Genomic DNA, 24,469 nt, shown 5'->3' on the forward strand with positions numbered 1-24,469 from the left:
CTAGATGACGGCCGCCAGCTCGGCCCCCTGACGGATGGCCCGCTTGGCATCCAGCTCGGCGGCCACGTCGGCACCGCCTATGATGTGTACCGGCTTGCCTGCCGCCTGCAGACCGGCCTGCAGCTCCTTGAGCGGCTCCTGCCCGGCGCAGATGATCACCTGATCCACCGGCAGGCACTGCCGGATTTCACCCACCTGGATGTGCAGGCCCTCGTCGTCGATGCGCAGGTACTGCACCCCGGAGAGCATCTGCACCTTGCGGTTCTTGAGCACGGTTCTGTGGATCCAGCCTGTGGTCTTGCCCAGGCCATCCCCCACCTTGCTCTCTTTGCGCTGAAGCAGCCAGATCTGGCGCTCGGGGGCGTCGATCTCAGGGGCCATCAGGCCACCGCGTTCGCCAAACTGCTTGTCTATGCCCCACTCCTTGAGCCAGTGATCGCGGCTGCGATCCCCCTTGCCCTCTACCAGATATTCCGCCACGTCGAAGCCGATGCCGCCGGCACCGATCACCGCCACCTTGTCGCCCACCGGCTTGTGATCCCGCAGCACGTCTATGTAATTGAGCACCTTGGGATGCTCTATACCAGGTATGTTCGGAGTGCGCGGGCGTATGCCGGTGGCGAGGATCACCTCGTCAAAGCCGCCGCCGAGCAGGCTCTCGGCACTCTGGCGCTGACCGAGGTAGAGCTCGACGCCACACTTCTCCAGCCGTTTGGCGAAGTAGCGCAGGGTTTCGTGAAACTCCTCCTTGCCCGGGATCTGCTTGGCGAAGTTGAACTGGCCACCGATCTCGCTCGCCTGATCGAACAGGCTCACCTGATGGCCGCGCTCGGCGGCGTAGCAGGCAAACGCCAGCCCGGCTGGGCCCGCCCCCACCACCGCCAGCTTCTTGGGCTGGGGTACGCGGCCGAAGGTGAGTTCGGTCTCGAAACAGGCGCGGGGATTGACCAGGCAGGAGGCGCGCTTCTGCTTGAACACGTGATCCAGGCAGGCCTGGTTGCAGGCGATACAGGTGTTGATCTCGTCCGCCCGGTTCTCGGCGGCCTTGATGACAAATTCAGGGTCGGCCAGGAAAGGGCGCGCCATGGAGACCATGTCCGCCTCCCCCTGGGCCAATATGCGCTCGGCCACCTCGGGGGTATTGATCCGGTTGGTGGTGATAAGCGGCACATTCAGATGTTTCTTGAGCTCGGCCGTCACCCAGCTGAAGGCGCCGCGCGGCACGCTGGTGGCTATGGTGGGAATGCGCGCCTCGTGCCAGCCGATGCCGGTGTTGATCAGGGTCACGCCGACCTGCTCCAGCGCCTTGCCCAGCGCGATCACCTCTTCCAGGGTTGAGCCCTGTTCCACCAGGTCCAGCATGGAGAGGCGGAAGATGATGATGAAGTCCGTGCCCACCCGCTCGCGAATGGCCCGCACTATTTCCACCGGAAAACGCATCCGGTTCTCATTGCTGCCACCCCAGCCATCGGTGCGCTTGTTGGTGCGCTCGCAGATGAACTGGTTGATGAGATAGCCTTCCGAGCCCATCACCTCGACCCCGTCGTAACCGGCCGCCCTGGCCAGTTGCGCGGTGGAGGCAAAGTCGCGGATGGTGCCGCGGATCTGCCGCTCGCTCATGGCGCGCGGCTTGAACGGGGAGATGGGCGCCTTGAGGGCGCTCGGCGCTAGGCTGAACGGATGGTAGGCGTAACGGCCGGCATGGAGGATCTGCAGCGCTATCTTGCCTCCCTCCTGATGCACGGCCTGGGTCACCTTCTTGTGCCTGGCGACCTGCCAGGGGAAGCTCAGCTGCGAACCGTGGGGCACCAGCCGCCCACGCAGATTGGGGGCTATGCCGCCGGTGACGATGAGGCCAACGCCGCCACGGGCGCGCTCGGCATAGAAGGCGGCCAGCTTGTCAAAGCCCCCCTTCTCCTCTTCGAGGCCTGTGTGCATGGAGCCCATCAATACCCGGTTCTTAAGCTGAGTAAAGCCGAGATCGAGAGGGGTCAGAAGCGTTGGGTAGCGGCTCATCATGAACTCCTTTTCGAGGCCGGTGCGCCGGAATCCATACGCACTGCCCGGTTCTTGAGCTGGGTAACGCCAGCATCGAGGGGAGTCAGAAGCGTAGGGTAGCGGCTCACAGGGCCTCCGGTTAACTTTTTGTTATCAAATTGAAGCTAGAGTAAAGAATCGAAAATGCTTTTTCAAACAAATGTTTGGACATTTTTTCGGCGAACAGACGTGTTCCGAAGCAAGGAAGGAGAATCGCATCATCGATCGCACCCAAGCGGAAATGGCAATTGGCGGGTCAACTGGTTAATAATGGCCCTTCTCTACCCATTAACAGGGCGATAACGCGGCTATGTCTATTTTCAAAGGTCTGGGGTGGCTGTTTCGCAGCCTCTGGCGTCTGCTCAACTTTACCCGGCTGATGCTGGTCAATCTGCTGTTTCTCATCGTCGTGCTGGTCATCATTTTCAGCGTCAGCCAGAAAGAGGCGCCCAGCGCCCCCATCGAAGGGGCCCTCACCCTCAATCTCTCCGGCGTGCTGGTGGAACAGCGCTCGCAAACCGATCCTACGGTGCAACTGCTGCGCCAGGTGGACAACAGCGAAGAGCTGCCCAGCGAGATAGTCCTCTCCGATCTGCTGTGGGCCATTCGCAGCGCCAAGGATGACGATCGCATCAAGGCGCTGGTGATCAAGCCGCAGGGGCTGCAGGGTACCAGCTTCTCCAAACTGCAGGAGGTGGCGACTGCCATCGACGAGTTCAAGGAGAGCGGCAAGCCGGTCATCGCCATGGCCGACTACTACAATCAGGGCCAGTACCTGCTGGCTGCCCACGCCGATCACGTGCTGCTCAACCAGAGCGGCGCCGTGCTGATCGAGGGGCTGGGCGTCTACCAGACCTACTTCAAGTCGGCGCTGGAGCAGCTCAACATCACGCCCCACGTGTTCAAGGTCGGCACCTACAAGTCCTTCGTCGAGCCCTATACCCGCGACGATATGTCCCCCGAGAGCAAGGAGGCGAACCAGCGCTGGCTGGATCAGCTGTGGCAATCCTATGTGGCGGACGTGGCCGAGCAGCGGGAGATAGAACCCGAGGCCGTCGCGCCCGGCAAGGATCGCTTCCTCGAGCTGCTGCGCAAGGCCGGTGGCAACGCCGCCAACTACGCCCTCGACAACGGCCTGGTGGATCAGCTGGCCACCCGCGACGAGATGACCCAGGCGGTCATCAAGGAAGTGGGGGAAGACGAGGATCACGGCTGGAAAGGGGTCGGCCTGAAAACCTATCTGGCGGCGCTCCCCGAGCAATACCCCCAGAGCGGCAAGGATGAGGTGGGCCTCATCGTCGCCAGCGGCGCCATCATGGATGGCGTGCAGCCTGCCGGCACCATAGGCGGCGACAGCCTCTCCGATCTGCTGGCCGATGCCCGCCGTGACGACAAGGTGAAAGCCGTGGTGCTGCGGGTCGACAGCCCGGGCGGCAGCGCCTTCGCCGCCGAGCAGATCCGCGCCGAGCTGCTGGCTCTGAAGCAGGCCGGCAAGCCTGTGGTGATCTCCATGGGCAGCTACGCCGCCTCCGGTGGCTACTGGATCTCCGCCGATGCGGACAAGATCTTCGCCTCCCCCACCACGCTCACCGGCTCCATCGGGGTGTTCGGCATGTTCGCCACCATCGACAAGGCGCTCTCCCAGTACGGGGTGCACACCGATGGCGTCGGCACCACGGATTACGTCGGCGTCGGCCTGACCCGCGCCCTGCCGGATCACGTCGGCCAGGCCATTCAACTGAGCGTGGAAGACACCTATCAGCGCTTCGTCGGCCTGGTGAGCAAGGGCCGCGGCCTGAGCCCGGAAGAGGCGGAAAAAGCGGCCGAGGGCCGGGTCTGGACCGGTCAGGATGCCAAGGCGCTGGGGCTGGTGGATGAGTTTGGCAACCAGGAGGCCGCCATCAAGGCCGCCGCCGAGCTCGCCAACCTCAAGGAGTGGCAGGTCACCCCCATAGAAAAGGAGGAGTCCACCAGAGACAGGTTCCTGCGTCAGCTGTTCGACAGCAGCGCCCAGGCACTGGCCCCGCACCTGCAAAGCTGGTTGCCGGCAGGTTTTGGCAAGGCGCTGGCAGAGGTGAACCGCAGCCTGGATCCGCTGACCCGCTTCAACGACCCGCAGGGCACCTACGCCTTCTGCCCGGTCTGCGTGCCATAACCGGATACTCATAACAAAAAACCGCCCTCGGGCGGTTTTTTTACATCTGCCTCAAGGGGCCCGAGTCACGCCAGCAGGCCGGATTCGTGCCAGTGATGCAGCTCGGCCAGCACCCGGGTTTCGCGCGCCGTCCACTGGGGACAGGGGCCCGCCAGCTGGGTCTTGTTGGTCTGCAGGGCATCTTCCAGCTCGAACCAGCCGGGAGTGAAGCCGAGTCGCACCTCGTAGGGCTGGGGCCGCGGCTCGCTCCAGTCCTCTCCCACCTGGCAGAGGTAGTAGAAGGAGCGGATGCAGTAGGCGTCGTAGTCGGCCTCGCGGGCCGCGCGATACTCCCGGGTCTGGCCGAGCAGGGCACCGACCGCCACCAGCTCGGCGCCACACTCTTCCCGCAGCTCACGTGCCAGGGCGGCGCTGTGGCACTCCCCCTCCTCTATGCCGCCACCGGGAAACATGAGATCGCCGTTGACCCGGGAGTGAACCAGCAGCAGCCGGTCACCGCGCAGGACTATGGCCCTGACGGTGACGCGCTCCAGCTGGCGGCCACCCGGGGTCACCTGGCCGTGCATGAACTGGATATCGAAGGGGTGAGACCAGTCACTGGCCAGTTGTTCAATGTGATTCATCAGGTTCAGGGACGGTAAGTCCCGCTTTTTAGCTGCTCGACCAGGGTGGCTGCCTGGCTGTCCCAGGCCTCCTGATCGGCTTTGCTCAGGGAGTGATAGAGGCCGAAGCGCTTGGCCGAGACCTCGGGCGTATTCTGGAACGACTCGCTCACCTTGCCCCACAGATAGGCCAGACCGTACTCCTTCTGGCCCATGTAGAGGGTGCTGAGAGAGGTGAGGATCCGGCTGTTGACCGCATCCCCTTCCCGATAGAGGGAGAGCGCATGGTGCATGAGCGCGATGGCCTTCTGCGGCTCGTTCTTGGCATGGATGCCCCCCAGCGCCAGCTGCAACTCGGGCTCCTCCAGCACGGGCTGCCCCTCCAGCGCCATGAACTGCTGGCGTGCCAGCTCGTTGGTGTTGTTGGTCCAGTGCCAGAGCAACAGGTAGGGATCCTGCGAGTTGCGGGTAGCGGCATCGAGCCGGGCCAGCTGATCGCCGGCCGCCAGCATCCCCTCCACCCGAGGGCTCTTCTGCTCCCGGGCCGTCTTGTATTCGATATTGGTGGAGCGCTCGGCGCACTTGAGGTAACGCTCCAGGCTGCGCATCACATCATATTTGCGCCTGTCCGTCCCCTCTTCCTGCAGATGGTAGCGAGCCCGGATGACGTCGGTTCGCTCATAGCGACACCAGCCGTCGTCCACCAGGTCCTGACAGAGGGTCGGATGATTGCCGCAGATATTGTGGATCCTGTCGTCGTTGCAGGCCGTGAGGGTCAGGCCGCAACAGAGAGCGAACAGCAGGGAGCGCGCTGGAAAATGGGTCATGGTTCACATCTTGTTGGTAACAATTGCAGCCTGTCACGGCCACCCTTGGCTAGCAAACAGATTACATATCCATTACAATGCGCGCGCCGTATAAGGCCGCGACTGCAGAATAATATAACGAAATATACATCCCTACACTGATCTGCATTCGACGAATTTCTATTTGCCCCAACAACGTGAAATAAAGGATCTGGTTAATGACCCACGAGCACTACTTGCAAGCGTGGCAGGAGAGCCAGGAGCTCGCCGAAGCCATGCAACCCTTGATAGGTCGCCTCTACCGACAGCAAGGGATCGAGATCACCGTCTACGGACGTCCCCTGCAAAACGCCTCCACCATCGACATCCTCAAGGCCCACAGGGTCGTCCGCCGCCATCAGGGCGCCCCGCTGCCGATCCAACAGAGCTTCCCCCTGCTGCAGACCATCCTGGCCCTCAACCCGACCGCCGCCGAGATCGATCTGGGCAAGCTGGCCGTGGGTTACTGGCAGGATCACCAGGATGAGGCCGGTATCGACGACTACCTGCGCGCCAAGCTGGCACCGGCCCTGGGTCGCGGCGTGCCGGCCCCCACCGATGTTGTGCTCTACGGCTTTGGCCGCATAGGCCGCCTGCTGGCCCGGCTGCTGATCGAGCGCACCGGCGCCGCCAACTCCCTGCGTCTGCGCGCCATAGTAGTGCGCGGTGGCCGCGAGGGGGATCTGGAGAAACGTGCCAGCCTGCTGCGCCGCGACTCGGTGCACGGCCCCTTCAACGGCTCCATCGAGGTGGATGCCGAGCGCAGCGCCATTATCGCCAACGGCACCTTCATCCAGGTGATCTATGCAAACAGCCCGGCCGACATCGACTACACAGCCCATGGCATCCAGAATGCGCTGATCGTCGACAACACGGGTGTCTGGCGCGACGAAGCGGGCCTCTCTGAACACCTGAAAGCGCGCGGCGCCGCCCGGGTGCTGCTGACCGCCCCCGGCAAGGGCGAGATGAAGAACGTGGTGTTCGGGGTCAACCACGAGGTGATAGGTCCGGATGACAAGATCATCTCGGCCGCCTCCTGCACCACCAACGCCATCACCCCCGTGCTCAAGGTGATGCAGGACAAGTACGGCATCCGCCACGGCCACGTGGAGACGGTGCACTCCTACACCAACGATCAGAACCTGATCGACAACTATCACAAGGGCGAGCGGCGCGGTCGCAGCGCGGCCCTCAACATGGTGATGACCAGCACGGGCGCCGCCAAGGCGGTGGCCAAGGCGCTGCCGGCGCTCAAGGGCAAGCTGACCGGCAACGCCATCCGGGTGCCCACACCCAACGTGTCGCTGGCCATCATCAACCTGTCGCTGGAGCAGAGCACGGATCGGGATAGCCTCAACGCCTATCTGCAGCAGATGGCGCTGAGCTCGGCCCTGCATCGCCAGATCGATTTCAGTGCCAGCACAGAGCTGGTCTCCTCCGACATGGTGGGTTCGCGCTTCGCGGGCATAGTGGACTCCCAGGCCACCATAGCCGAGGGGGATCACTGCGTGCTCTACGTATGGTATGACAACGAGTTCGGGTACAGTTGTCAGGTAGTGCGGGTGATGGAGCAGATGGCTGGCGTAGTCCGCCAGGATCTACCGGCATAGTCCGCCAGGATCTGCCCGCCTGAACCCGCGTTCATGGCTCAATTTTCAAGGAGAAGGCCGGATGTCGTTTCAACAGGGTGAGTTTCAACAGGCCATCAGACAGATGCCCAAAGAAGTGTATGAGCGGCTCAAGACCGCGGTCGAGCTGGGCAAGTGGCCCGATGGCAAGCCCCTCACCGACGAGCAGAAGGCCACTTCCCTGCAGGCGGTCATGGCCTGGCAGGCGATGCACATCGATAACCCCGAGCACATGAACATAGGCCGTGACGGCGAGATAGTGATGAAGAGCAAGAGCGAGCTCAAGCGTCAGTATCGGGATGAGGAAGAGATAGTCCGCATCGAGATCAGTCACTGAGCCTTGTGGCGAGCCCAGGCTCGCACGCCATAGCAAAAAGGGGAGCCATTATGGCTCCCCTTTTTTTTCCTATCTATGCAGGATGACTCATCCCCCTCATCCCCAGCCCTTCTCCCGCAAGGGGAGAAGGGAGCAGGCTCGCACCTGCGAACAGTAAGCGGGCCACCAGCCGGCGATCTTCATGGCAAACCTCGCCACCTCGATCTATCCCCTCTCCCCTAGGGAGAGGGCCAGGGTGAGGGCCGCAACGCTCAGGGCGTCAGTTCGCCGCGCAGGGACTGCTGCATCAGCTCGCGGATGCGCGGGGCCGGCAGATCCTGGCTCAGCAGGAAGTGCAGCTTGGTGAGCGCCGCCTCGGCCGTCATGTCAAAGCCCGAGATGACCCCGGCACGGGACAAGGCATTGCCGGTGGCATAGCCGCCCATGTTGACCTTGCCGTGCAGGCACTGGCTCAGATTGACTATGATGACGCCGCGGGCCGAGGCCTCGGAGAGCAGCGCCAGCATGGCCGGGTTCTGCGGCGCGTTGCCCACCCCGAACGACAGCAGGATCAGCGCCTTCACCGGTTGCTGCAGAATATTGGCGATCACCTCGCTGGAGATGCCCGGATAGAGGGTCACCACGCCGATGGGCTGGGGAGTGATGTCGTGCAGCACCAGCGGCCGCTCGGACGGTGCACCCAGCTCGCCCGCTTCCAGCGAGATGGCGATGCCGGCATTGAGCAGCGGCGGATAGTTGGGTGAATCGAAGGCGTGGAAGCCATCGGCGTGCACCTTCTTGCTGCGGTTGCCGCGATAGAGCTGGTTGTTGAAAAACAGCGTCACCTCGTGGATCGGGTAGTTGGCCGCGATGTAGAGGGCGTTGAGCAGGTTCTGCTGACCGTCGGAGCGCAGCTCGGCGAGCGGGATCTGGGAGCCGGTGATGATCACCGGTTTGTGCAGATCTTCGAGCATGAAGGAGAGGGCCGAGGCGGTGAACGACATGGTATCTGTGCCATGCAGGATCACGAAGCCATCGTATTTCTCGTAGTTGTCTCGAATGTCCTCGGCGATGCGCTGCCAGTCCGCCGGCGTCATGTCGGAGGAGTCGATGAGGGGATCGTATTCGTGAATATGGTAATCCGGCATCTCGGGGCGATGAAACTCGGGCATCCGCGCCAGACAGTCTTCCATGAAGCCCGCCATCGGCACATAGCCGTGGTCGGAGCGCTGCATCCCTATGGTGCCGCCTGTGTAGGCAATGTAGATGGACTTCTTCACACCCTCTCCTCTTTGATGGGCACAACACCCATGTTAATGGGCTGAATACCCGCAAACCATGAATCCCATGGGAAACGAACCTGTGTCTTCACATTCCGTTCGTTGCCGCTGATGGGCTGGAAACCGGCGAATTATAGAGACTGGCGCCCCAAATGACAGCCGGGAAATGGCCTGCATGCCGTATTAAACGGCGACTAACCCAATAGTGTTAAATGTCACAATAAAGTACAAACCTGACCATTAATCTGACAAATCTGGATATAAGCGGTGCTTTTTGCTACTATCCGCCGGATTTTTCATAAATCTCATCTGGATGCCTGATCCGTTCAGGCCCACATCGATCCCATTTTTGCGTGGGACGGGGGCATGTCGCCCCTTCTTTGTTGGCACGTGAGCCACACTGTTTTTATCCCGGCTGAATCTGTGAGTCTTCATCAACGAAAGACACAGCCAATCAACATGGGAGTACTGAATGCTACAACTTGATTCCTACGCCACCCTGGTCGCAGCCACCCTGGTGCTGCTGCTCGGTCGTTTGCTGGTGACCCGAGTCGGGCTGCTGCGAACCTTCAACATCCCCAAACCGGTTGCCGGCGGCCTAGTGGTCGCCCTGGTGCTGTTGCTGCTGCGCTCGACCCTGCAGCTGGAGTTGCAATTCGACACCAGTTTGCAGACCCCGCTGATGCTGGCCTTCTTCGCCTCCATAGGTCTCTCCGCCGATCTCGCCAGCCTCAAGCGCGGCGGCAAGGCGGTGATCACCTTCCTGATGGTGGTGACCGGCCTGCTGCTGGTGCAAAACAGCCTGGGTGTGGGTCTGGCGACCCTGCTCGGTCTGGACCCGCACATGGGGCTGCTGGCCGGCTCCATCACCCTCTCCGGCGGCCACGGCACAGGTGCGGCCTGGAGCGCCACCTTCGCCGAGAAGTACGGGGTGCAATCCGCCGCCGAACTCGCCATCGCCTGTGCCACCTTCGGCCTGGTGCTGGGCGGCCTGATCGGCGGCCCGGTGGCCCGCTATCTGGTCAAGAAGGTGCAGGTGCCCGGTGAAGAGCACAACAAGGATGAGGCGCCCAAGGGCTTCGAGATGCCCGACATGGAGCGCCCGCTCACCACCTTCAGCCTGATCGAGACGCTGGCGCTGATCGCCATCAGCCTCAAAGGGGGCGAACTGCTCTCCGCCTCCCTCAAGGGCGGCGCGCTGGAGCTGCCGATCTTCGTCTGCGTGCTGTTTGTCGGTGTGCTGCTGCGCAACCTGTTGACCCTGTTCAACTGGCATGAGGTGAGCGACCGCGAGGTTTCCCTGCTCGGCAACGTCAGCCTGTCGCTGTTCCTGGCCATGGCGCTGATGAGCCTCAAGCTGTGGGATCTCGCCAGCCTGGCCCTGCCCATCTTCATCCTGCTGGCCGCCCAGACGGTGGCGATGGCGCTCTACGCCATCTTCGTCACCTTCCGGGTCATGGGCAGCAACTATGACGCGGCCGTGCTGGCGGCGGGCCACTGCGGCTTCGGCCTGGGTGCCACCCCGACGGCCATCGCCAACATGCAGGCCATCACCCAGCGCTTCGGCCCGTCCCATCTGGCGTTCCTGGTGGTGCCCATGGTGGGGGCCTTCTTCATCGACATCATCAACGCCATGGTGATCAAGCTGTTTATGGCGCTCCCCTTCCTGTAAACCGCTCGGCCAGACGTGATATGAACAAGAGCCCACCTCATGGTGGGCTCTTTGCTTGCTGGCATCCTGGCTGTGCGGCGCCATCGCCCGTTGGCACAACCACTCAGGCGACAGCGGCAAGCATGGCAGCCGCCTTCCTTGTCATGAAACAGCCAGACCGCAGATAACAAAAAGCCCCGCACCAGGATGCGGGGCTTTGTTCAGGATGGGACGCAGGCGTCCCATCGGCATCATCCCTTACAGGATGAAGGTCGACACCTGCTGGTTCAGGTCGGTGGCACGACCCTTGAGGCTCTGGGCCTGATCCAGATCGCGCATGGCGGCGGCGGTGATCTCGTCACTCACATCCTTGATGGCGGTGGTGTTCTGGGTGATCTCGCCAGTCACCTGGGTCTGCTCCTCGGCGGCGGTGGCGATCTGACCCGCCATGTCGGAGATGAGCGACACGGCCCGGGTGATCTCTTCCAGCGCGGCGGCGGCGGCATCGGCGTCTTTCACGCTGTTGTCGGCCAGCCCCTGGCTGGTCTGCATCAGGCTCACCGCACGGGCCGTGGTCTGTTGCAGCGTCTCTATGGTGGACTGGATCTCCTGGGTGGAGTCCTGGGTACGGCGGGACAGCACCCGCACCTCGTCCGCCACCACGGCGAAACCGCGACCCTGTTCACCGGCGCGCGCCGCTTCGATGGCCGCGTTCAGCGCCAGCAGGTTGGTCTGCTCGGCTATGCCCTGGATGGTGGAGAGGATGCCGGAGATGGCCTGGGCGTGACGGCTCAGCTCGCCGATCACCTCGGTCGCCTGCCCCACCTCTTCGGCCAGACCGTTGATGGACTGGCGAGTCTGGTTCACCAGCATCTTGCCCTGCTCACTGCTCTGGGCGGATTGCTGGGCGGCGGCGGCGGTGTTCTCGGCATTGCCGGCGATCTCCATGGTGGCGCTCGCCATCTCGGTGACGGCGGTGGCGACCATGGTCACTTCCTGCTGCTGACGCTGCAGCTCGTCCACGGCGGCCTGGTTGGTCACCAGACTGCGCTCGGCATCGGCATTCAGCTCGTTGGCCAGCTTGCGGATGTTGCCGATCAGCTGGTGCTGGCTGCCGACGAAACGGTTGAAGCTGTTGGCCAGCTGGCCCACTTCGTCGTTGGCGTCGATCTTGATGCGCTGGGTCAGATCGCCGTTACCGTCGGCGATGCGGGCCAGGGCCTGGGAGACCTTGCTGAGCGGGCCGAGCAGCAGACTCACCAGCCAGGAGATGGCGATGATGCTGCCCACCAGCACCAGCAGGGCCAGGCCAAGCTGGGTCATCAGCAGGGAGGAGAGCGGAGCTTCCAGAGTTTCCTTGTCCAGCACCAGCACCAGCTCCCAGTCGGTATCCGGGATATCCACGGCCCACAGCAGCTTGTCACGGCCTTCGTTGTCGAAGTAGGCCGGGATCAGGCTGTTGCTCGCCTTGCTCTGTTCGATCAGGGCGTTGGTCAGATCGTTGTCGATCTCGGTGGCCGGCTTCATCGCCTTGGCCGCGTCCTTGTACGCGATGACGGTGCCGTCCTTGTGCATCATGATGGCGATGCCGTCGGCGGGCAGCTTCATCCGGGTGACGTCTTCCACCAGGGAGGCGATGGAGAGATCACCACCGACCACGCCGCCCTGCGCCGGCTGGGCCAGGGTCACCACCATGATGTTGTAGGCCACGTCCAGATAGGGCTTGGTCACGATCAGGCCGCCCTTGCTCATGGCTTCCTGATACCAGCCACGGGAGCGCGGGTCATAACCGTCACGGTTGATGGAAGGGTCAGAGTCGTTCATCTTGCCGCTGCCCTCACCGAAGTAGGTGAGCTGGAAGCGACCCGAGACTTGCGCCTGTTGCAGGGCGTTGAGGGGGTCGGCACCGGCCTTGCTGCCGAGCGCCTGGATCACGTCGCGACGGGCGGAGAGCCAGTCACTGACACTGGCGGCCTGCTGGCTGCCGAGGCGTTGCACCTGTTCCTGACTGCCTTGCAGCAACAGGGACTTCTGGCTGGTATAGCTCTGCCAGGAGAGCAGCAGGATCACCAATGACAAGGCGATCACCACTGACAACAGTATCTTCTGCTTGAGTGATAGGTTTTTCATCATGATTTCTTCTTATGAGGTCAGGAACAGGATTTCCCAAAAGTGCACAGCACTGCATCGTTGTTAGCGACCCGCCAGGCCGAAACTGAACCTGAAAATGAGTCTGCGGGCGATATTTTCCACCGAGTTGGGGAAAACTGCACCAGAAATTGACTACAGGACGCGCACAAGGACAGGCGACCCTGTTTATTCCTTCCACAATTGGCTAGAATATCCCGTTTTTAAATCACATCGACCCCGAGAGTTTTCACGATGTTTGAAGTCAATCCTGTATTAAACAAGCTTAAGGAGCTGTCTGAGAGGACCGAGCTTCTTAGGGGGTACCTTTGACTATGACGCCAAGAAAGAGCGTCTAGAAGAGGTCAACGCCGAGCTGGAACAGCCGGACGTATGGAATGAGCCGGAGCGCGCACAGGCGCTGGGCAAGGAGCGCGTCACGCTGGAAAACGTGGTGGGCACCATAGACACCCTGACCCAGGGCGCCGAAGACGTCGAGATGCTGGTCAGCCTGGCGGTGGAAGGGGAAGACGAAGAGACCTTCAACGAAGCCGTGGCCGAAGCCGATGTGCTGGAAAGCAAGCTGGTGGATCTGGAATTCCGCCGCATGTTCTCCGGTCAGCACGACGCCTCCGACTGCTACATCGACATCCAGTCCGGCTCCGGTGGTACCGAAGCACAGGATTGGGCCAACATGGTGCTGCGCATGTACCTGCGCTGGGGCGATGCCCACGGTTACAAGCCTGAGCTGATCGAGCTCTCTGACGGCGACGTGGCCGGCATCAAGTCCGCCACCATCAAGTTCACCGGCGAATACGCCTTCGGCTGGCTGCGCACCGAGACCGGCGTCCACCGTCTGGTTCGCAAATCTCCGTTCGATTCCGGTGGCCGCCGCCACACCTCGTTCTGCTCCATCTTCGTTTATCCCGAGATCGATGACGACATCGACATCGAGATCAACCCGGCAGACCTGCGTATCGACGTCTACCGTGCCTCCGGCGCCGGTGGTCAGCACGTCAACCGGACCGAATCCGCGGTACGTATCACCCACATACCGACGGGTGTCGTGGTACAGTGCCAAAACGATCGTTCCCAGCACAAAAACAAAGATCAGTGTATGAAGCAGCTGAAAGCCAAGCTCTACGAGCTGGAAATTCAGAAGCAAAACGCTGAGAAACAAGCCCTCGAAGAGACCAAGTCCGATATCGGCTGGGGCAGCCAGATCCGTTCCTATGTGCTGGATGATGCGCGCATCAAGGATCTACGTACCGGCGTCGAAACCCGCAATACCCAGGCGGTACTCGACGGCGACCTGGACAAGTTTATCGAAGCTAGCCTGAAGTCAGGCCTGTAAAAAACAGAACAGCAGGAATCACCATGTCTGAACAAACCACAACTCCGGAAGTCGACCACACTCTCGAACTGAACAACGAGATGACGGAGCGTCGTTCCAAGCTGGCCGCCTTGCGTGCCCAGGGCAACCCCTTCCCCAACGACTTCCGTCGTGACAGCCTCTCCGGCGATCTGCACGCCGAGTTTGGCGACAAGAGCGCCGAAGAACTGGTGGCCTTGGGTAAACAGGTGAAGATTGCCGGTCGCATCATGACCCGCCGGATCATGGGCAAGGCGTCCTTCGCCACCCTGCAGGACATGGCTGGCAAGATCCAGGTCTACGTGACCCGTGACGATCTGCCGGAAGGCTTCTACAACGAGCAGTTCAAGAAGTGGGATCTGGGTGACATAGTCGGCGTGGAAGGGACACTGTTCCGCACCAACACAGGTGAACTCTCGGTGCACGTCTCCACCATACGTCTGCTGACCAAGGCACTGCGTCCGCTGCCCGAGAAGCACAAGGGTCTGACCGACCAGGAAGCACGCTGCCGCCAGCGTTACCTGGATCTGATCGCCAACGAAGAGTCCCGCAAGACCTTCATGATCCGCACCAAGGTGGTTGCCGGCATCCGCAAGTTCTTCAACGACAAGCGCTTCATGGAAGTGGAAACCCCCATGATGCAGGTCATCCCGGGTGGCGCCTCCGCGCGTCCGTTCGTCACTCACCACAATGCGCTGGACATCGACATGTACCTGCGTATCGCCCCCGAGCTCTATCTGAAGCGTCTGGTGGTCGGTGGTTTCGAGCGCGTGTACGAGATCAACCGCAACTTCCGTAACGAAGGCATCTCGGTTCGTCACAACCCCGAGTTCACCATGATCGAGTTCTACATGGCCTATGCCGACTACATCGATCTGATGGACCTGACCGAAGAGCTGCTGCGCACCCTGGCGCAGGACATTCTGGGCGACACCAAGATCCGTTACGCCAAAGAGGGCGAAGAGGGTCTGACCATCGACTTCGGTCAGCCGTTCCAGCGCCTCACCATGGTGGACTCCATCCTGAAGTACGCCGATGGCGTTACCCTGGAAGATCTCTCCACACTGGAGAGCGCCAAGGCCGTTGCCAAGCGTCTGCACATCGAGCTGATGAAGGGCTGGGAGCTGGGTCACGTGATCACCGCCATCTTCGAAGAGACGGTGGAGCACATGCTGCTGCAACCGACCTTCATCACCGAGTACCCGGCCGCCGTCTCTCCGCTGGCGCGCCGCAACGACGTGAACCCGGACGTGACCGACCGCTTCGAATTCTTCATCGGTGGCCGCGAGCTGGCCAACGGCTTCTCCGAGCTGAACGATGCGGAAGATCAGGCCAAGCGCTTCCAGGATCAGGTGAACCAGAAAGAAGCCGGTGACGACGAAGCCATGTTCTACGACGCCGACTTCGTGACCGCGCTGGAACACGGTCTGCCGCCGACTGCCGGTCAGGGCATTGGTATCGACCGTCTGGTCATGCTGTTCACCAACAGCCACACCATCCGCGACGTCATCCTGTTCCCGGCCCTGCGCCCGCAACAGAAATAAGCCCGATGCGCAGGCCTAGCCTGCACCTCGATGGCAATGAAACGCCCCGCAACTGCGGGGCGTTTTTTATGGCGAAGTCAGCCCGGTGGAGGATCCCCGAGGGTAACGCACGCCGGCACCTCACTGGGTGAGCGGCAGCAGCCACTCCCCCTGCCACAGGGTCAGCGCCTGGCCCGACATCAGCACGCGATCTCCCTGTAACTCGAGCACAAGCTCCCCGCCCCGCGCGGAGATCTGGCGTGCCCTCAGCTGCGTCTTGCCAAGCCGTTCTGCCCAGAAGGGCACCAGGGCGCAGTGATTGGAGCCGGTGACGGGATCCTCCTCCACCCCGACCCAGGGGGCGAAGTAGCGGGAGACGAAATCATCGTCGTCGCGACTGGACAGTGCCGTCACCATCAGGCCGCGACCTGGCAGGGCGCGCAGGGCGTGAAAATCGGGGGTGAGCGCACGGACTTCCTCCTCGCTTGCCAGCTCCAGCAGAAACTTGGCGCCAGCGGCCAGAGTCTGCACGGGTGTGCAACCGACCGCCGCCCCATAGGCAGGATCCAGCGCCAGAGGCGTGAGCGGGATGCGCGGGAAGTCGAGCCGGATCCACTCCCCTCGCGCCTGGCCAGCAGTTCGCCGCTGCGGGTCTCGAAGCGGATGACCTCTTGCGGTGCCACAGCCCCCGTCTGCCACAGCACATGGGCGGCCGCCAGGGTGCCGTGGCCACAGAGATCCACCTCCACCCTGGGGGTAAACCAGCGCAGCCGATAGTGCGCAGCCCCCAGGGGACTGAGGAAGGCGGTCTCCGACAGGTTGAACTCTGCCGCCATGGCCTGCATCTGCGCATCGGACTGGGCCGGCCCCAGTACCACCACGGCCGGGTTGCCACCAAAGGGCTGCCGGCTGAAGGCATTGACATGAAACAGTCTGATAATCGACATTCGCATTTCCTGTGACGCCACGACGGGGCTCATTCATCGCCGTTTATACCATGAAACCGGACCCTGCCCGAACGGACCCAGGAGCCCGTCAGACACGTTTTTAATGCACTAATAGAATAAAAAAGACATTTTTATTCTTTGTTGTTATCCATCACACCCCTTAACCTGACCAAAAATCAGACCATGGAAGACGAGTGTGATGCAATTGAAGGATTCTCTGACCAACCTAGCCCCCCTCTCTGATGAACAACAACGTCAGCTGAACCAGGCGCTCTCGACCCTCAATACCCAGCAACTGGTCTGGGTGAGCGGCTATCTCTACGGTCTCTCCCAATCCGGCAGCCAGCCTGCGGCAGCCAGCGGTGCGCCGGCGGCACCCGGCGGCAGCCTGACCATTCTCTACGGATCCCAGACAGGCAACGCCAAGGGCGTGGCCAGTGCCATCAAGGCGCAGGCCGAGGCACGCGGCCTGCCGGTGATCCTCACCTCCATGGCGGACTACAAACCCAAGCAGCTCAAGAAAGAGACCCACCTGCTGGTGGTAGTGAGCACTTACGGGGAGGGTGAACCACCGGAGAGCGCGGTCGATCTGTTTGAGCAGCTCAAGAAGGGCAAGGTCGGCAAGCTGGAGGGGCTCAAGTTCGCCGTACTGGGGCTGGGTGACAGCTCCTACGAATTTTTCTGCCAGACCGGAAAGGATTTTGACGGCCTGCTGACCAAGGCGGGCGCCGATCGCGTGCATGAGCTTGCCAGCCTGGATGTGGACTATCAGGAGGCCGCCAAGGCCTGGGGCGAGCAGGCGGTCAATGCCATTGCCACCACCCTCTCCGCAGGTTCGGCCAGCAGCAGCGTGACGAGCGCGGTGCAACAGGCGGTCGGCCACAGCCAGTACGACAAGGCCAACCCCTTCCCGGCCCGCCTGTCGCTGAATCAGAAGATCACAGGCCGCGATTCGACCAAGGATATCCGCCATGTCGAGATCAGCCTGGAGGCGTCCGGCATCACCTATCAGCCGGGGGACGCCCTCGGCGTCTGGTTCGACAACGACGCCGATCTGGTGGGCGAAGTGCTGGCCCTGGCCGGGCGTAGTGGTGACGAGGCGACCGCCCACGGCAGCCTGCGCGAGGTGCTCACCCGCAATCAGGAACTGACCCGGTTGCACGGCGGCTTCATCACGGGTCTCGCCGAGCTATCCGACAATGCGGCGCTCAAGGATCTGGCAGGTGACAAGGTCCAGGTCAACGCCCTGGTCGCCTCTGCCCAGGTGGTGGATGTGCTGAAACGCTTCCCGACCCCCTTGAGCGCAGAACAGCTGATCGGCCTGCTGCGCCCGCTCACCCCGCGCCTCTACTCCATCACCTCCGCCCAGAGCGAGGTGGAAGAAGAGGTGCACCTGACAGTCGCGGTGGTGCGCTACCCGCAGGAAGATGGCACAGTGCGCTCTGGCGCCGCCTCCTCCTATCTGGCGGACAGGCTCGCCGAGGATGCCGAGGTGCGGGTGTTCGTGGAGCACAACGACAACTTCCGCCTGCCGGCCAATCCCGATACCCCCGTCATCATGGTGGGACCGGGCACCGGCATAGCCCCCTTCCGCGCCTTTATGCAGGAGCGCGAGGCCCAGGATGCCTCGGGCAAGAACTGGCTCTTCTTCGGCAACCCCCACTTCACCCAGGACTTCCTCTATCAGCTGGAGTGGCAGCGTTATGTGAAATCGGGCCTGCTGTCGAAGATCTCGCTGGCCTTCAGCCGGGATCAGGCCAACAAGATTTATGTGCAGGACAGGCTGCGTGAAGCGGGCCTGGAGCTCTACCAGTGGCTGGAAGCAGGTGCTCACTTCTATGTGTGCGGTGATGCCAATCACATGGCGAAAGATGTGCAGGAGGCCCTTCTGGATGTGATTGCCGAACATGGCCACAAGAGCCGTGAAGAAGCAGAAGAGTATTTGAGCGAATTGCGTCGTGCCAAACGTTATCAAAGGGATGTCTATTGATGAGCAAGCAAACAATTCCGGGACCGGTAGAAGGACCGCTGGCCGACAACGAACGCCTCAAGCGCGAGAGCAACTTCCTGCGCGGCACCATAGCGCAGGATCTGCAGGATCCCCTCACCGGCGGCTTCAACGGTGACAACTTCCAGCTGATCCGTTTTCACGGCATGTATCAGCAGGATGATCGCGACATTCGCCCCGAGCGCACCGCCCAGAAGCTGGAGCCGCTGCACAACGTCATGCTGCGCGCCCGCCTGCCGGGCGGCATCATCACCCCGGCCCAGTGGCAGGTGATCGACAAGTTCGCCGAGGAGCACAGCCTGTACGGCAGCATTCGCCTCACCACCCGCCAGACCTTCCAGTTTCACGGGGTCTTGAAGCGCGACATCAAGCTGATGCACCAGACCCTCAACAGCACTGGCATAGATTCCATCGCCACCGCCGGCGACGTGAACCGCAACGTGCTCTGCACCAGCAACCCGGTGGAGTCAGCGCTGCACCAGGAGGCCTACGAGTGGGCTAGGCAGATCTCCGAACACCTGCTGCCCAAGACCCGCGCCTACGTGGAGATCTGGCTGGATGGCGAGAAGCTGGGTGGGGACGAGGAGCCGATCCTGGGTTCCAACTACCTGCCGCGCAAATTCAAGACGACAGTGGTGATCCCGCCCCACAACGACATAGACGTGCATGCCAACGATCTCAACTTCGTGGCCATTGCCGAAAACGGCAAGCTGGTGGGCTTCAACGTGCTGGTGGGCGGTGGTCTCGCCATGACCCACGGCGACACCAGCACCTACCCGCGCAAGGCGAGCGACTTTGGCTTTATTCCCCTCTCCCACGTGCTGGAGGTGGCGGCCGCCGTGGTCAGCACCCAGCGCGACTGGGGCAACAGGGTCAACCGCAAGAACGCCAAGACCAAGTACACGCTCGAACGGGTCGGGGTGGAGGCGTTCAAGGCCGAGGTGGAGAGCCGCGCCGGCATACCATTCGGGCCTGTGCGTCCCTATGAGTTCACCAGCCGTGGCGATCGCTTCGGCTGGGTGGAGGGGATAGATGGCAAACACCACCTCACCCTCTTCATCGAGAACGGCCGTTTGCTGGACTTCCCGGGCAAGCCGCTCAAGACCGGCATGCTGGAGATCGCCAAGGTACATCAGGGGGATTTTCGCCTGACCGCCAACCAGAACCTCATCATCGCCGGCGTCCCTGCCAGCGAGAAGGCGCGCATCGAAGCGCTGGCGCGCCAGTATGGCCTGCTGGATGACGGCGTGAGCGAGCAGCGCAAGCAGTCCATGGCCTGCGTGGCCCTGCCCACCTGCCCGCTGGCGATGGCCGAAGCCGAGCGCATGCTGCCGGCGTTTGTCACCGACATCGAGGGCTTGCTGGCCAAACACGCGCTGGCGGATGACGCCATCATATTCCGGGTCACCGGCTGCCCCAACGGCTGCGGCCGCGCCATGCTGGCCGAAGTAGGCCTGGTGGGCAAGGCGCCGGGCCGCTACAACCTGCATCTGGGTGGCAACCTGGAGGGGACCCGCATCCCGCGCCTCTATCAGGAGAACATCACGGAGCCGCAGATCCTGGCCGAGCTCGACACCCTGATCGGCCGCTGGGCCAAGGAGCGCGATGGTCACGAGTGCTTCGGCGATTTCGTGATCCGCGCAGGCATAGTGGCGCCAGTCATCGATTCCGCGAGGGACTTCTATGCAGCCTGAACTGACTGATGGCGGGCGGCTGACACTGACCGCCGATGGCAGGCTCGACCTCAATGCCCTGCTCTCCCTGAGCCGGGACGAGCAAACCAAGGCGCTGGCCCCTATCAATCAGGCTCTCGAGGCCATAAGCGCCCCCGAGCGGGTGCGCTGGGCGCTGGCGAACCTACCGGGGGAACACGTGCTGTCGTCTAGCTTCGGCATCCAGGCGGCGCTGATGCTGCATCTGGTGAGCCGCGAGCGCGGCGATGTCCCCGTGGTGCTGACCGATACCGGTTATCTGTTCCCCGAGACCTACCGCTTTATCGATGAGCTGACCGAGCGCCTCACGCTGAATCTGAAGATATACAGGGCCGAGTTGTCACCGGCCTGGCAGGAGGCACGCTTCGGCCTGCTGTGGGAGCAGGGAGTGGAGGGGATCAGCCGCTACAACCAGCTCAACAAGGTGGAGCCCATGGACAGGGCCCTGAACGAGCTGGGTGCCCAGACCTGGTTCTCCGGCCTGCGCCGGGAGCAGTCCGGCAGCCGGGGCGCGCTGCCTGTGCTGGCCATCGCGCGCGGCCGCTTCAAGTTCCTGCCGGTGATCGACTGGAGCAACAAGGACGTCTTCTACTACTTCAAGGAGTTCGACCTCCCCTACCACCCGCTGTGGGAGCAGGGTTACCTCTCGGTCGGCGACGTGCACACTACCGCCAAGTGGGAGCCTGGCATGAGCGAGGAGCAGACCCGCTTCTTCGGCCTCAAGCGCGAGTGCGGCCTGCACGAGGAGAGTGTCCAGGAAAGTGGCGAGCAGAGCGGCTCCGGCATCTGAACCTGCCGACAAGCCAGGATCCTGACAATAAAAAACGCCCGGCAACTGCCGGGCGTTTTTTTATTGCTGAGGTGCAGCGGCCAAGGTGCGCAGGGAAGTACGCCCTGCACACCGCCACGCCATCCGCTTACTGCACGGCGGCGCGCGCCTGGGTCAGCCAGTCGTTGACCAGGGCCTCATGCCCCTTGAGCCAAGCCTCGGCGTGGCGCTCAATATCCGCCGGTTTGTTCTGACCCTTGTTCATCAGCCCGTTCTGGATGTTGATGTCGTTCAGCGGCAGCTTGACGATGCTGAACAGCTTGGCCGCCGCCGGGTTGGCCTCGGTGAACGCCTTGTTGGCCACTATGTGCATTGTGTTGACCGGAAAGCCGTAATCCTTGCCGTTGGGCAGGCGGGTCTGGGCGGCATCCTTGGCACCGGCGGGCACTTCCAGCCACACCACGTCCCGTCCCGGCACCAGCTCACTGCTCAGCCAGTAGGGGGTCCAGGTGTAGTAGAGCACCGGCTTGCCACTCTGGTAACGGGCCCGGGTATCGGCGATCAGGGCCGCGTAGTTGCCCTGCTTGTGGGTGACGGTCGGGGTCAGGCCGAACTCGTCCAGATGATGGTTGATGGCCTCTTCACAGCCCCAGCCCGGGTTGCAGCCCACCAGATCGGCCTTGCCGTCGCCATCGCCGTCAAACAGCGCCGCCAGCTTGGGATCCTTGAGCTGACCCAGGTTGGTGATGCCGTACTGGGTGGCGGTCTTCTTGTCGATGAGGTAACCCTGGGCGGCGCCCGATACATAGGTGCCCTGGCGGAAGAACACCTTGTCGCCGCCAGCCTGTTCGTACTTGTTGTCCTGCAACGGGATCCAGTTGAAGGCCAGGAAGGTGCCATCGCCCTGCGCTACCGAGGCATAGGCCACGTTGTAATCCACCTCCTGCACCGCCTGGACGTCATAGCCCAGGCGGTCCATCAGCTTGCTGACCAGCAGGGTCTGGAAGGTCTCTTCCGGCAGTGAGCTCTGCAAGGGTTGAACGCGGATCCCCTCCCCCGGCAGTTCGGCGCTGGCCATGGCGACCGAACTCAGCAACAGGGAGTTCAGCACCAGGGCGCTCAGGGTCTTAGTGATGAGTCTCATGCGTTTACTCCTTTGTAATCAATAACGTTACGGCGACCGCGCAGGCGCATCAGCAGGGCCACGGGACCATGTTGATACCAGCGGCCTGTGTGGCTGCGATCCCGCTGTCCCATGGCCTGGGTCAGACGGTCGAGCACTATGGCCAGCAGCACTATGCCGAGGCCACCGATGGAGGCGAGCCCCATGTCGAGGCGACCTATGCCGCGCAGCACCATCTGGCCCAGACCACCGACCGCTATCATGGAGGCGATCACCACCATGGAGAGCGCCAGCATCAGGGTCTGGTTGACCCCGGCCATGATGGTGGGCATGGCGAGCGGCAGCTGTACCTTGAACAGCAGCTGGGAGGGGCTGGCGCCAAACGAATGGGCAGCCTCCACCAGATCCGCAGGCACCTGGCGGATCCCCAGCATGGTCAGCCGGATCATGGGCGGCAGGGCGAAGATGACGGTCACCACCACTCCCGGTACGTTGCCGATGCCGAACAGCATGACGATGGGAATGAGATAGACGAAGGCCGGGGTGGTCTGCATGGCATCCAGCAGTGGCCGGGTCCAGGTGGAGAGCCGCTCGCTGCGGGCCAGCAGAATGCCGACCGGCAAGCCGATCAGGATGCAGAAGAAGAGCGAGGTCAGCACCAGCGACAGGGTCACCATGGCATCGGACCAGGCACCTATGAGGCCGATCCCGACGAGAGAAAGCAGGGTTCCGATCGCCATGCGACCGTTGACCAGCTGCCAGGCGATCAGGGTCAGCATCCCTATCATCAGGGTGGATGGCATCGTCTGCAGCAGATGGGTCATGCCGTTGAGGGTGACCTCTACCGGTGCCCGGATCAGCTGGAATAGGGGACGCAGGTTCTCGACCAGCCAGCCGATGCCGCCCTCGACCCAGACATCCAGCGGTACCAGCGCCTGCTGGAAGGGATCCAGCCAGTCGACGGCCGCGGAAGTATCCGCCGCTTCAATCTGGCTCTGCCAGTCGGCGGCCTGGGTTTCGGTACTGCCCCAGGGATCCGTGGCCACAGTCGTGGCGGCCGTGGCGCCCCAGGGATCGGCCTGCGCCTCATCGGCCCGGGCGGGGGCGCTCGCCAATAACAACAGCGCCAGCAAGCCGGTCAGCAGACGATGAAAGGGTTTGATATTCATACCGGGGTACTCCTGTCCAGGGTGTTCAGCAAGTTGCCCTTGGAGATGAGCCCCAGGTAAGTGCCATCTTGCTCGACCACGGGCACCTGACAGGGCGCTGCGGCCACCTGACTGATGAGTTCGTTGAGAGAGGTGTCGGCCTGGATGGGCTGGATATCGGCCAGCAAGGCCTGCTCCAGGCTTCCCTTGTTTTGCACCGCCTGACCGAGCGACTCGACCGAGACGACGCCGAGGAAGCGACGGCTGCGATCTACCACGTAACCGAACTCCCGCTCCTGATCCTTGAGCTGCCGCAGGGCGTTGCCCGGCCCGTCCGTGGTGTGCTTCTTGATGAGCGGCATCTGCTTGCGACTGACGATATCGCGGGCACTGAACACGTTGGCCAGATCCACACCGCGAAAGAAGGCGCGTACATAGTCGTTGGCGGGCTGGCTCAGGATCTCGTCGGGGGTCCCGACCTGGATCACCTGACCATCCTGCATGATGGCGATACGATCGCCGATGCGCATCGCCTCGTCCAGATCGTGAGAGATGAAGACTATGGTGCGCTGATGGCTGGCCTGCAGCTTGAGCAGCTCATCCTGCATCTCGGTGCGGATCAGCGGATCCAGCGCGGAGAAGGCCTCGTCCATCAGCAGGATATCGGGGTCATTGGCCAGCGCGCGGGCCAGTCCGACCCGCTGCTTCATGCCACCGGAGAGAGCATCGGGGAAGGCGTCCATCCACTGGCCCAGGCCCACCTGATTGAGTGCCTGACGGGCACTTTCCTGGCGATCGAGAAGCGGCACCCCGGCCAGTTCCAGGCCAAAGGCGGTATTTTCCAGCACGGTCAGATGAGGCATGAGGGCGAAAGATTGGAACACCATGCTGATCTTCTTGCGCCGCACCTGACGCAGTTCACTGTCCGAGATGGCGGCAATGTCCTCACCGTCGATCAGCACCTGACCACGGGTCGGTTCGATCAGCCGGTTGAAGAGGCGCACCAGGGTGGATTTGCCCGAACCGGACAAACCCATCACCACGAAGATCTCTCCCTCGTGGATGGCCAGATCGACCCCATGCACACCCAGGGTCTGCCCGGTCTTCTGCAGAATGCTGGCGCGGTCGTGCCCTTTCGCCAGCAATTTGAACGCCTTTTCCGGCTGTTCTCCGAAGATTTTATAGAGTGATTTCACTTCGAGTTTGACTGTCATACTGTCCTTTTT

17 protein-coding genes and 1 pseudogene are annotated in these 24,469 nt (G+C 62.3%); 9 read left to right on the top strand and 9 right to left on the bottom strand.

Annotation, left to right across the window (positions count from 1 at the left end; all coding sequences use genetic code 11):
• The gene (locus tag AACW87_RS14045; RefSeq protein WP_241325247.1) at positions 1-2,016 is read right to left on the bottom strand and encodes an NADPH-dependent 2,4-dienoyl-CoA reductase; all 2,016 of its coding nucleotides are present in this window, start codon (positions 2,014-2,016) and stop codon (positions 1-3) included.
• A gap of 331 nt (positions 2,017-2,347) precedes the next feature.
• Between AACW87_RS14045 and sppA the strand changes: the two genes are divergently transcribed.
• Positions 2,348-4,192, top strand: coding sequence for a signal peptide peptidase SppA (sppA, locus tag AACW87_RS14050; RefSeq protein WP_241325248.1), 1,845 nt, complete (start codon positions 2,348-2,350; stop codon positions 4,190-4,192).
• A 65-nt stretch (positions 4,193-4,257) separates the two neighbouring features.
• Here sppA and AACW87_RS14055 read toward each other — a convergent pair whose 3' ends face one another.
• Entirely contained in the window at positions 4,258-4,815 is a 558-nt protein-coding gene (locus tag AACW87_RS14055; protein ID WP_241325249.1) for an NUDIX domain-containing protein, read from the bottom strand.
• A gap of 5 nt (positions 4,816-4,820) precedes the next feature.
• Positions 4,821-5,621, bottom strand: a complete 801-nt coding sequence (locus AACW87_RS14060) for a DUF2989 domain-containing protein (RefSeq protein ID WP_241325250.1) — start codon at positions 5,619-5,621, stop codon at positions 4,821-4,823.
• A 197-nt stretch (positions 5,622-5,818) separates the two neighbouring features.
• On the opposite strand from AACW87_RS14060, the gene AACW87_RS14065 reads away from it, so the two are divergent.
• Entirely contained in the window at positions 5,819-7,249 is a 1,431-nt protein-coding gene (locus AACW87_RS14065; RefSeq protein ID WP_241325251.1) for a glyceraldehyde-3-phosphate dehydrogenase, read from the top strand.
• A 61-nt stretch (positions 7,250-7,310) separates the two neighbouring features.
• Positions 7,311-7,604 carry a YeaC family protein gene (locus AACW87_RS14070; RefSeq protein ID WP_043140085.1) on the top strand — a complete coding sequence of 98 codons (294 nt, stop codon included), beginning with the start codon at positions 7,311-7,313 and terminating at the stop codon, positions 7,602-7,604.
• A 251-nt stretch (positions 7,605-7,855) separates the two neighbouring features.
• Here AACW87_RS14070 and ansA read toward each other — a convergent pair whose 3' ends face one another.
• Positions 7,856-8,863 (bottom strand): asparaginase, encoded by a 1,008-nt coding sequence (ansA, locus tag AACW87_RS14075; protein ID WP_042866682.1) that lies wholly within the window; start codon positions 8,861-8,863, stop codon positions 7,856-7,858.
• Positions 8,864-9,335: 472 nt separating this feature from the next.
• Here ansA and gltS point away from each other — a divergent pair, with 472 nt between their 5' ends.
• Positions 9,336-10,535 carry a sodium/glutamate symporter gene (gltS, locus tag AACW87_RS14080; RefSeq protein WP_042866683.1) on the top strand — a complete coding sequence of 400 codons (1,200 nt, stop codon included), beginning with the start codon at positions 9,336-9,338 and terminating at the stop codon, positions 10,533-10,535.
• A gap of 237 nt (positions 10,536-10,772) precedes the next feature.
• Here the strand turns inward: gltS and AACW87_RS14085 are convergent, their stop codons facing one another.
• Positions 10,773-12,644, bottom strand: a complete 1,872-nt coding sequence (locus AACW87_RS14085) for a methyl-accepting chemotaxis protein (RefSeq protein WP_098982718.1) — start codon at positions 12,642-12,644, stop codon at positions 10,773-10,775.
• A 252-nt stretch (positions 12,645-12,896) separates the two neighbouring features.
• Here AACW87_RS14085 and prfB point away from each other — a divergent pair.
• Together prfB and lysS are read left to right on the top strand one after the other, a co-directional pair.
• Positions 12,897-13,995 (top strand): peptide chain release factor 2 gene (prfB, locus tag AACW87_RS14090; protein WP_098982715.1). Its coding sequence is split into 2 segments (ribosomal slippage): positions 12,897-12,971 and positions 12,973-13,995, totalling 1,098 coding nucleotides; the frame shifts between segments, so codons are not numbered across the junction.
• Between the two features lie 23 nt (positions 13,996-14,018).
• Positions 14,019-15,557, top strand: a complete 1,539-nt coding sequence (lysS, locus tag AACW87_RS14095) for a lysine--tRNA ligase (protein WP_042866684.1) — start codon at positions 14,019-14,021, stop codon at positions 15,555-15,557.
• A 120-nt stretch (positions 15,558-15,677) separates the two neighbouring features.
• Here lysS and AACW87_RS14100 read toward each other — a convergent pair.
• Positions 15,678-16,483, bottom strand: a pseudogene (locus tag AACW87_RS14100) (PhzF family phenazine biosynthesis protein).
• Between the two features lie 199 nt (positions 16,484-16,682).
• Between AACW87_RS14100 and AACW87_RS14105 the strand changes: the two are divergent.
• The 3 genes from AACW87_RS14105 to AACW87_RS14115 are packed head-to-tail and all read left to right on the top strand — an operon-like array spanning position 16,683 to position 20,993.
• Positions 16,683-18,473, top strand: coding sequence for an assimilatory sulfite reductase (NADPH) flavoprotein subunit (locus tag AACW87_RS14105; RefSeq protein WP_241325253.1), 1,791 nt, complete (start codon positions 16,683-16,685; stop codon positions 18,471-18,473).
• Positions 18,473-20,185 (top strand): assimilatory sulfite reductase (NADPH) hemoprotein subunit, encoded by a 1,713-nt coding sequence (gene cysI / locus AACW87_RS14110; RefSeq protein ID WP_241325254.1) that lies wholly within the window; start codon positions 18,473-18,475, stop codon positions 20,183-20,185. The genes AACW87_RS14105 and cysI overlap by 1 nt, the downstream gene beginning before the upstream one ends.
• Complete coding sequence (locus AACW87_RS14115) at positions 20,175-20,993, top strand: phosphoadenylyl-sulfate reductase (RefSeq protein ID WP_241325255.1); 819 nt, start codon at positions 20,175-20,177, stop codon at positions 20,991-20,993. Before cysI ends, AACW87_RS14115 begins: the two co-directional genes overlap by 11 nt.
• Positions 20,994-21,120: 127 nt before the next feature.
• Here AACW87_RS14115 and proX read toward each other — a convergent pair whose 3' ends face one another.
• Genes proX through proV form a run of 3 tightly spaced genes read right to left on the bottom strand, consistent with a single transcriptional unit; the run spans position 21,121 to position 24,457 of the window.
• Positions 21,121-22,116 (bottom strand): glycine betaine/L-proline ABC transporter substrate-binding protein ProX, encoded by a 996-nt coding sequence (proX, locus tag AACW87_RS14120; RefSeq protein ID WP_103472631.1) that lies wholly within the window; start codon positions 22,114-22,116, stop codon positions 21,121-21,123.
• Positions 22,113-23,264, bottom strand: a complete 1,152-nt coding sequence (proW, locus tag AACW87_RS14125; protein WP_043140069.1) for a glycine betaine/L-proline ABC transporter permease ProW — start codon at positions 23,262-23,264, stop codon at positions 22,113-22,115. Before proW ends, proX begins: the two co-directional genes overlap by 4 nt.
• On the bottom strand, positions 23,261-24,457 hold the full coding sequence (gene proV / locus AACW87_RS14130; protein WP_241325257.1) for a glycine betaine/L-proline ABC transporter ATP-binding protein ProV: 1,197 nt from the start codon (positions 24,455-24,457) through the stop codon (positions 23,261-23,263). The genes proW and proV overlap by 4 nt, the downstream gene beginning before the upstream one ends.
• Positions 24,458-24,469: the final 12 nt, after the last annotated feature.

The organism is Aeromonas sp. MR7, from assembly GCF_963899385.1.
Classification (GTDB): domain Bacteria; phylum Pseudomonadota; class Gammaproteobacteria; order Enterobacterales; family Aeromonadaceae; genus Aeromonas; species Aeromonas bestiarum.

Bases quoted from the DNA above. Each gene is read 5' to 3' on its own strand.
- AACW87_RS14045 (WP_241325247.1), bottom strand. From the start codon at position 2,016: ATGAGCCGCTACCCAACGCTTCTGACCCCTCTCGATCTCGGCTTTACT.
- AACW87_RS14115 (WP_241325255.1), top strand. From the start codon at position 20,175: ATGCAGCCTGAACTGACTGATGGCGGGCGGCTGACACTGACCGCCGAT.
- proV (WP_241325257.1), bottom strand. From the start codon at position 24,457: ATGACAGTCAAACTCGAAGTGAAATCACTCTATAAAATCTTCGGAGAA.
- sppA (WP_241325248.1), top strand. From the start codon at position 2,348: ATGTCTATTTTCAAAGGTCTGGGGTGGCTGTTTCGCAGCCTCTGGCGT.
- lysS (WP_042866684.1), top strand. From the start codon at position 14,019: ATGTCTGAACAAACCACAACTCCGGAAGTCGACCACACTCTCGAACTG.
- AACW87_RS14060 (WP_241325250.1), bottom strand. From the start codon at position 5,621: ATGACCCATTTTCCAGCGCGCTCCCTGCTGTTCGCTCTCTGTTGCGGC.
- AACW87_RS14070 (WP_043140085.1), top strand. From the start codon at position 7,311: ATGTCGTTTCAACAGGGTGAGTTTCAACAGGCCATCAGACAGATGCCC.
- proW (WP_043140069.1), bottom strand. From the start codon at position 23,264: ATGAATATCAAACCCTTTCATCGTCTGCTGACCGGCTTGCTGGCGCTG.
- gltS (WP_042866683.1), top strand. From the start codon at position 9,336: ATGCTACAACTTGATTCCTACGCCACCCTGGTCGCAGCCACCCTGGTG.
- AACW87_RS14085 (WP_098982718.1), bottom strand. From the start codon at position 12,644: ATGAAAAACCTATCACTCAAGCAGAAGATACTGTTGTCAGTGGTGATC.
- AACW87_RS14065 (WP_241325251.1), top strand. From the start codon at position 5,819: ATGACCCACGAGCACTACTTGCAAGCGTGGCAGGAGAGCCAGGAGCTC.
- AACW87_RS14055 (WP_241325249.1), bottom strand. From the start codon at position 4,815: ATGAATCACATTGAACAACTGGCCAGTGACTGGTCTCACCCCTTCGAT.
- proX (WP_103472631.1), bottom strand. From the start codon at position 22,116: ATGAGACTCATCACTAAGACCCTGAGCGCCCTGGTGCTGAACTCCCTG.
- AACW87_RS14105 (WP_241325253.1), top strand. From the start codon at position 16,683: ATGCAATTGAAGGATTCTCTGACCAACCTAGCCCCCCTCTCTGATGAA.
- cysI (WP_241325254.1), top strand. From the start codon at position 18,473: ATGAGCAAGCAAACAATTCCGGGACCGGTAGAAGGACCGCTGGCCGAC.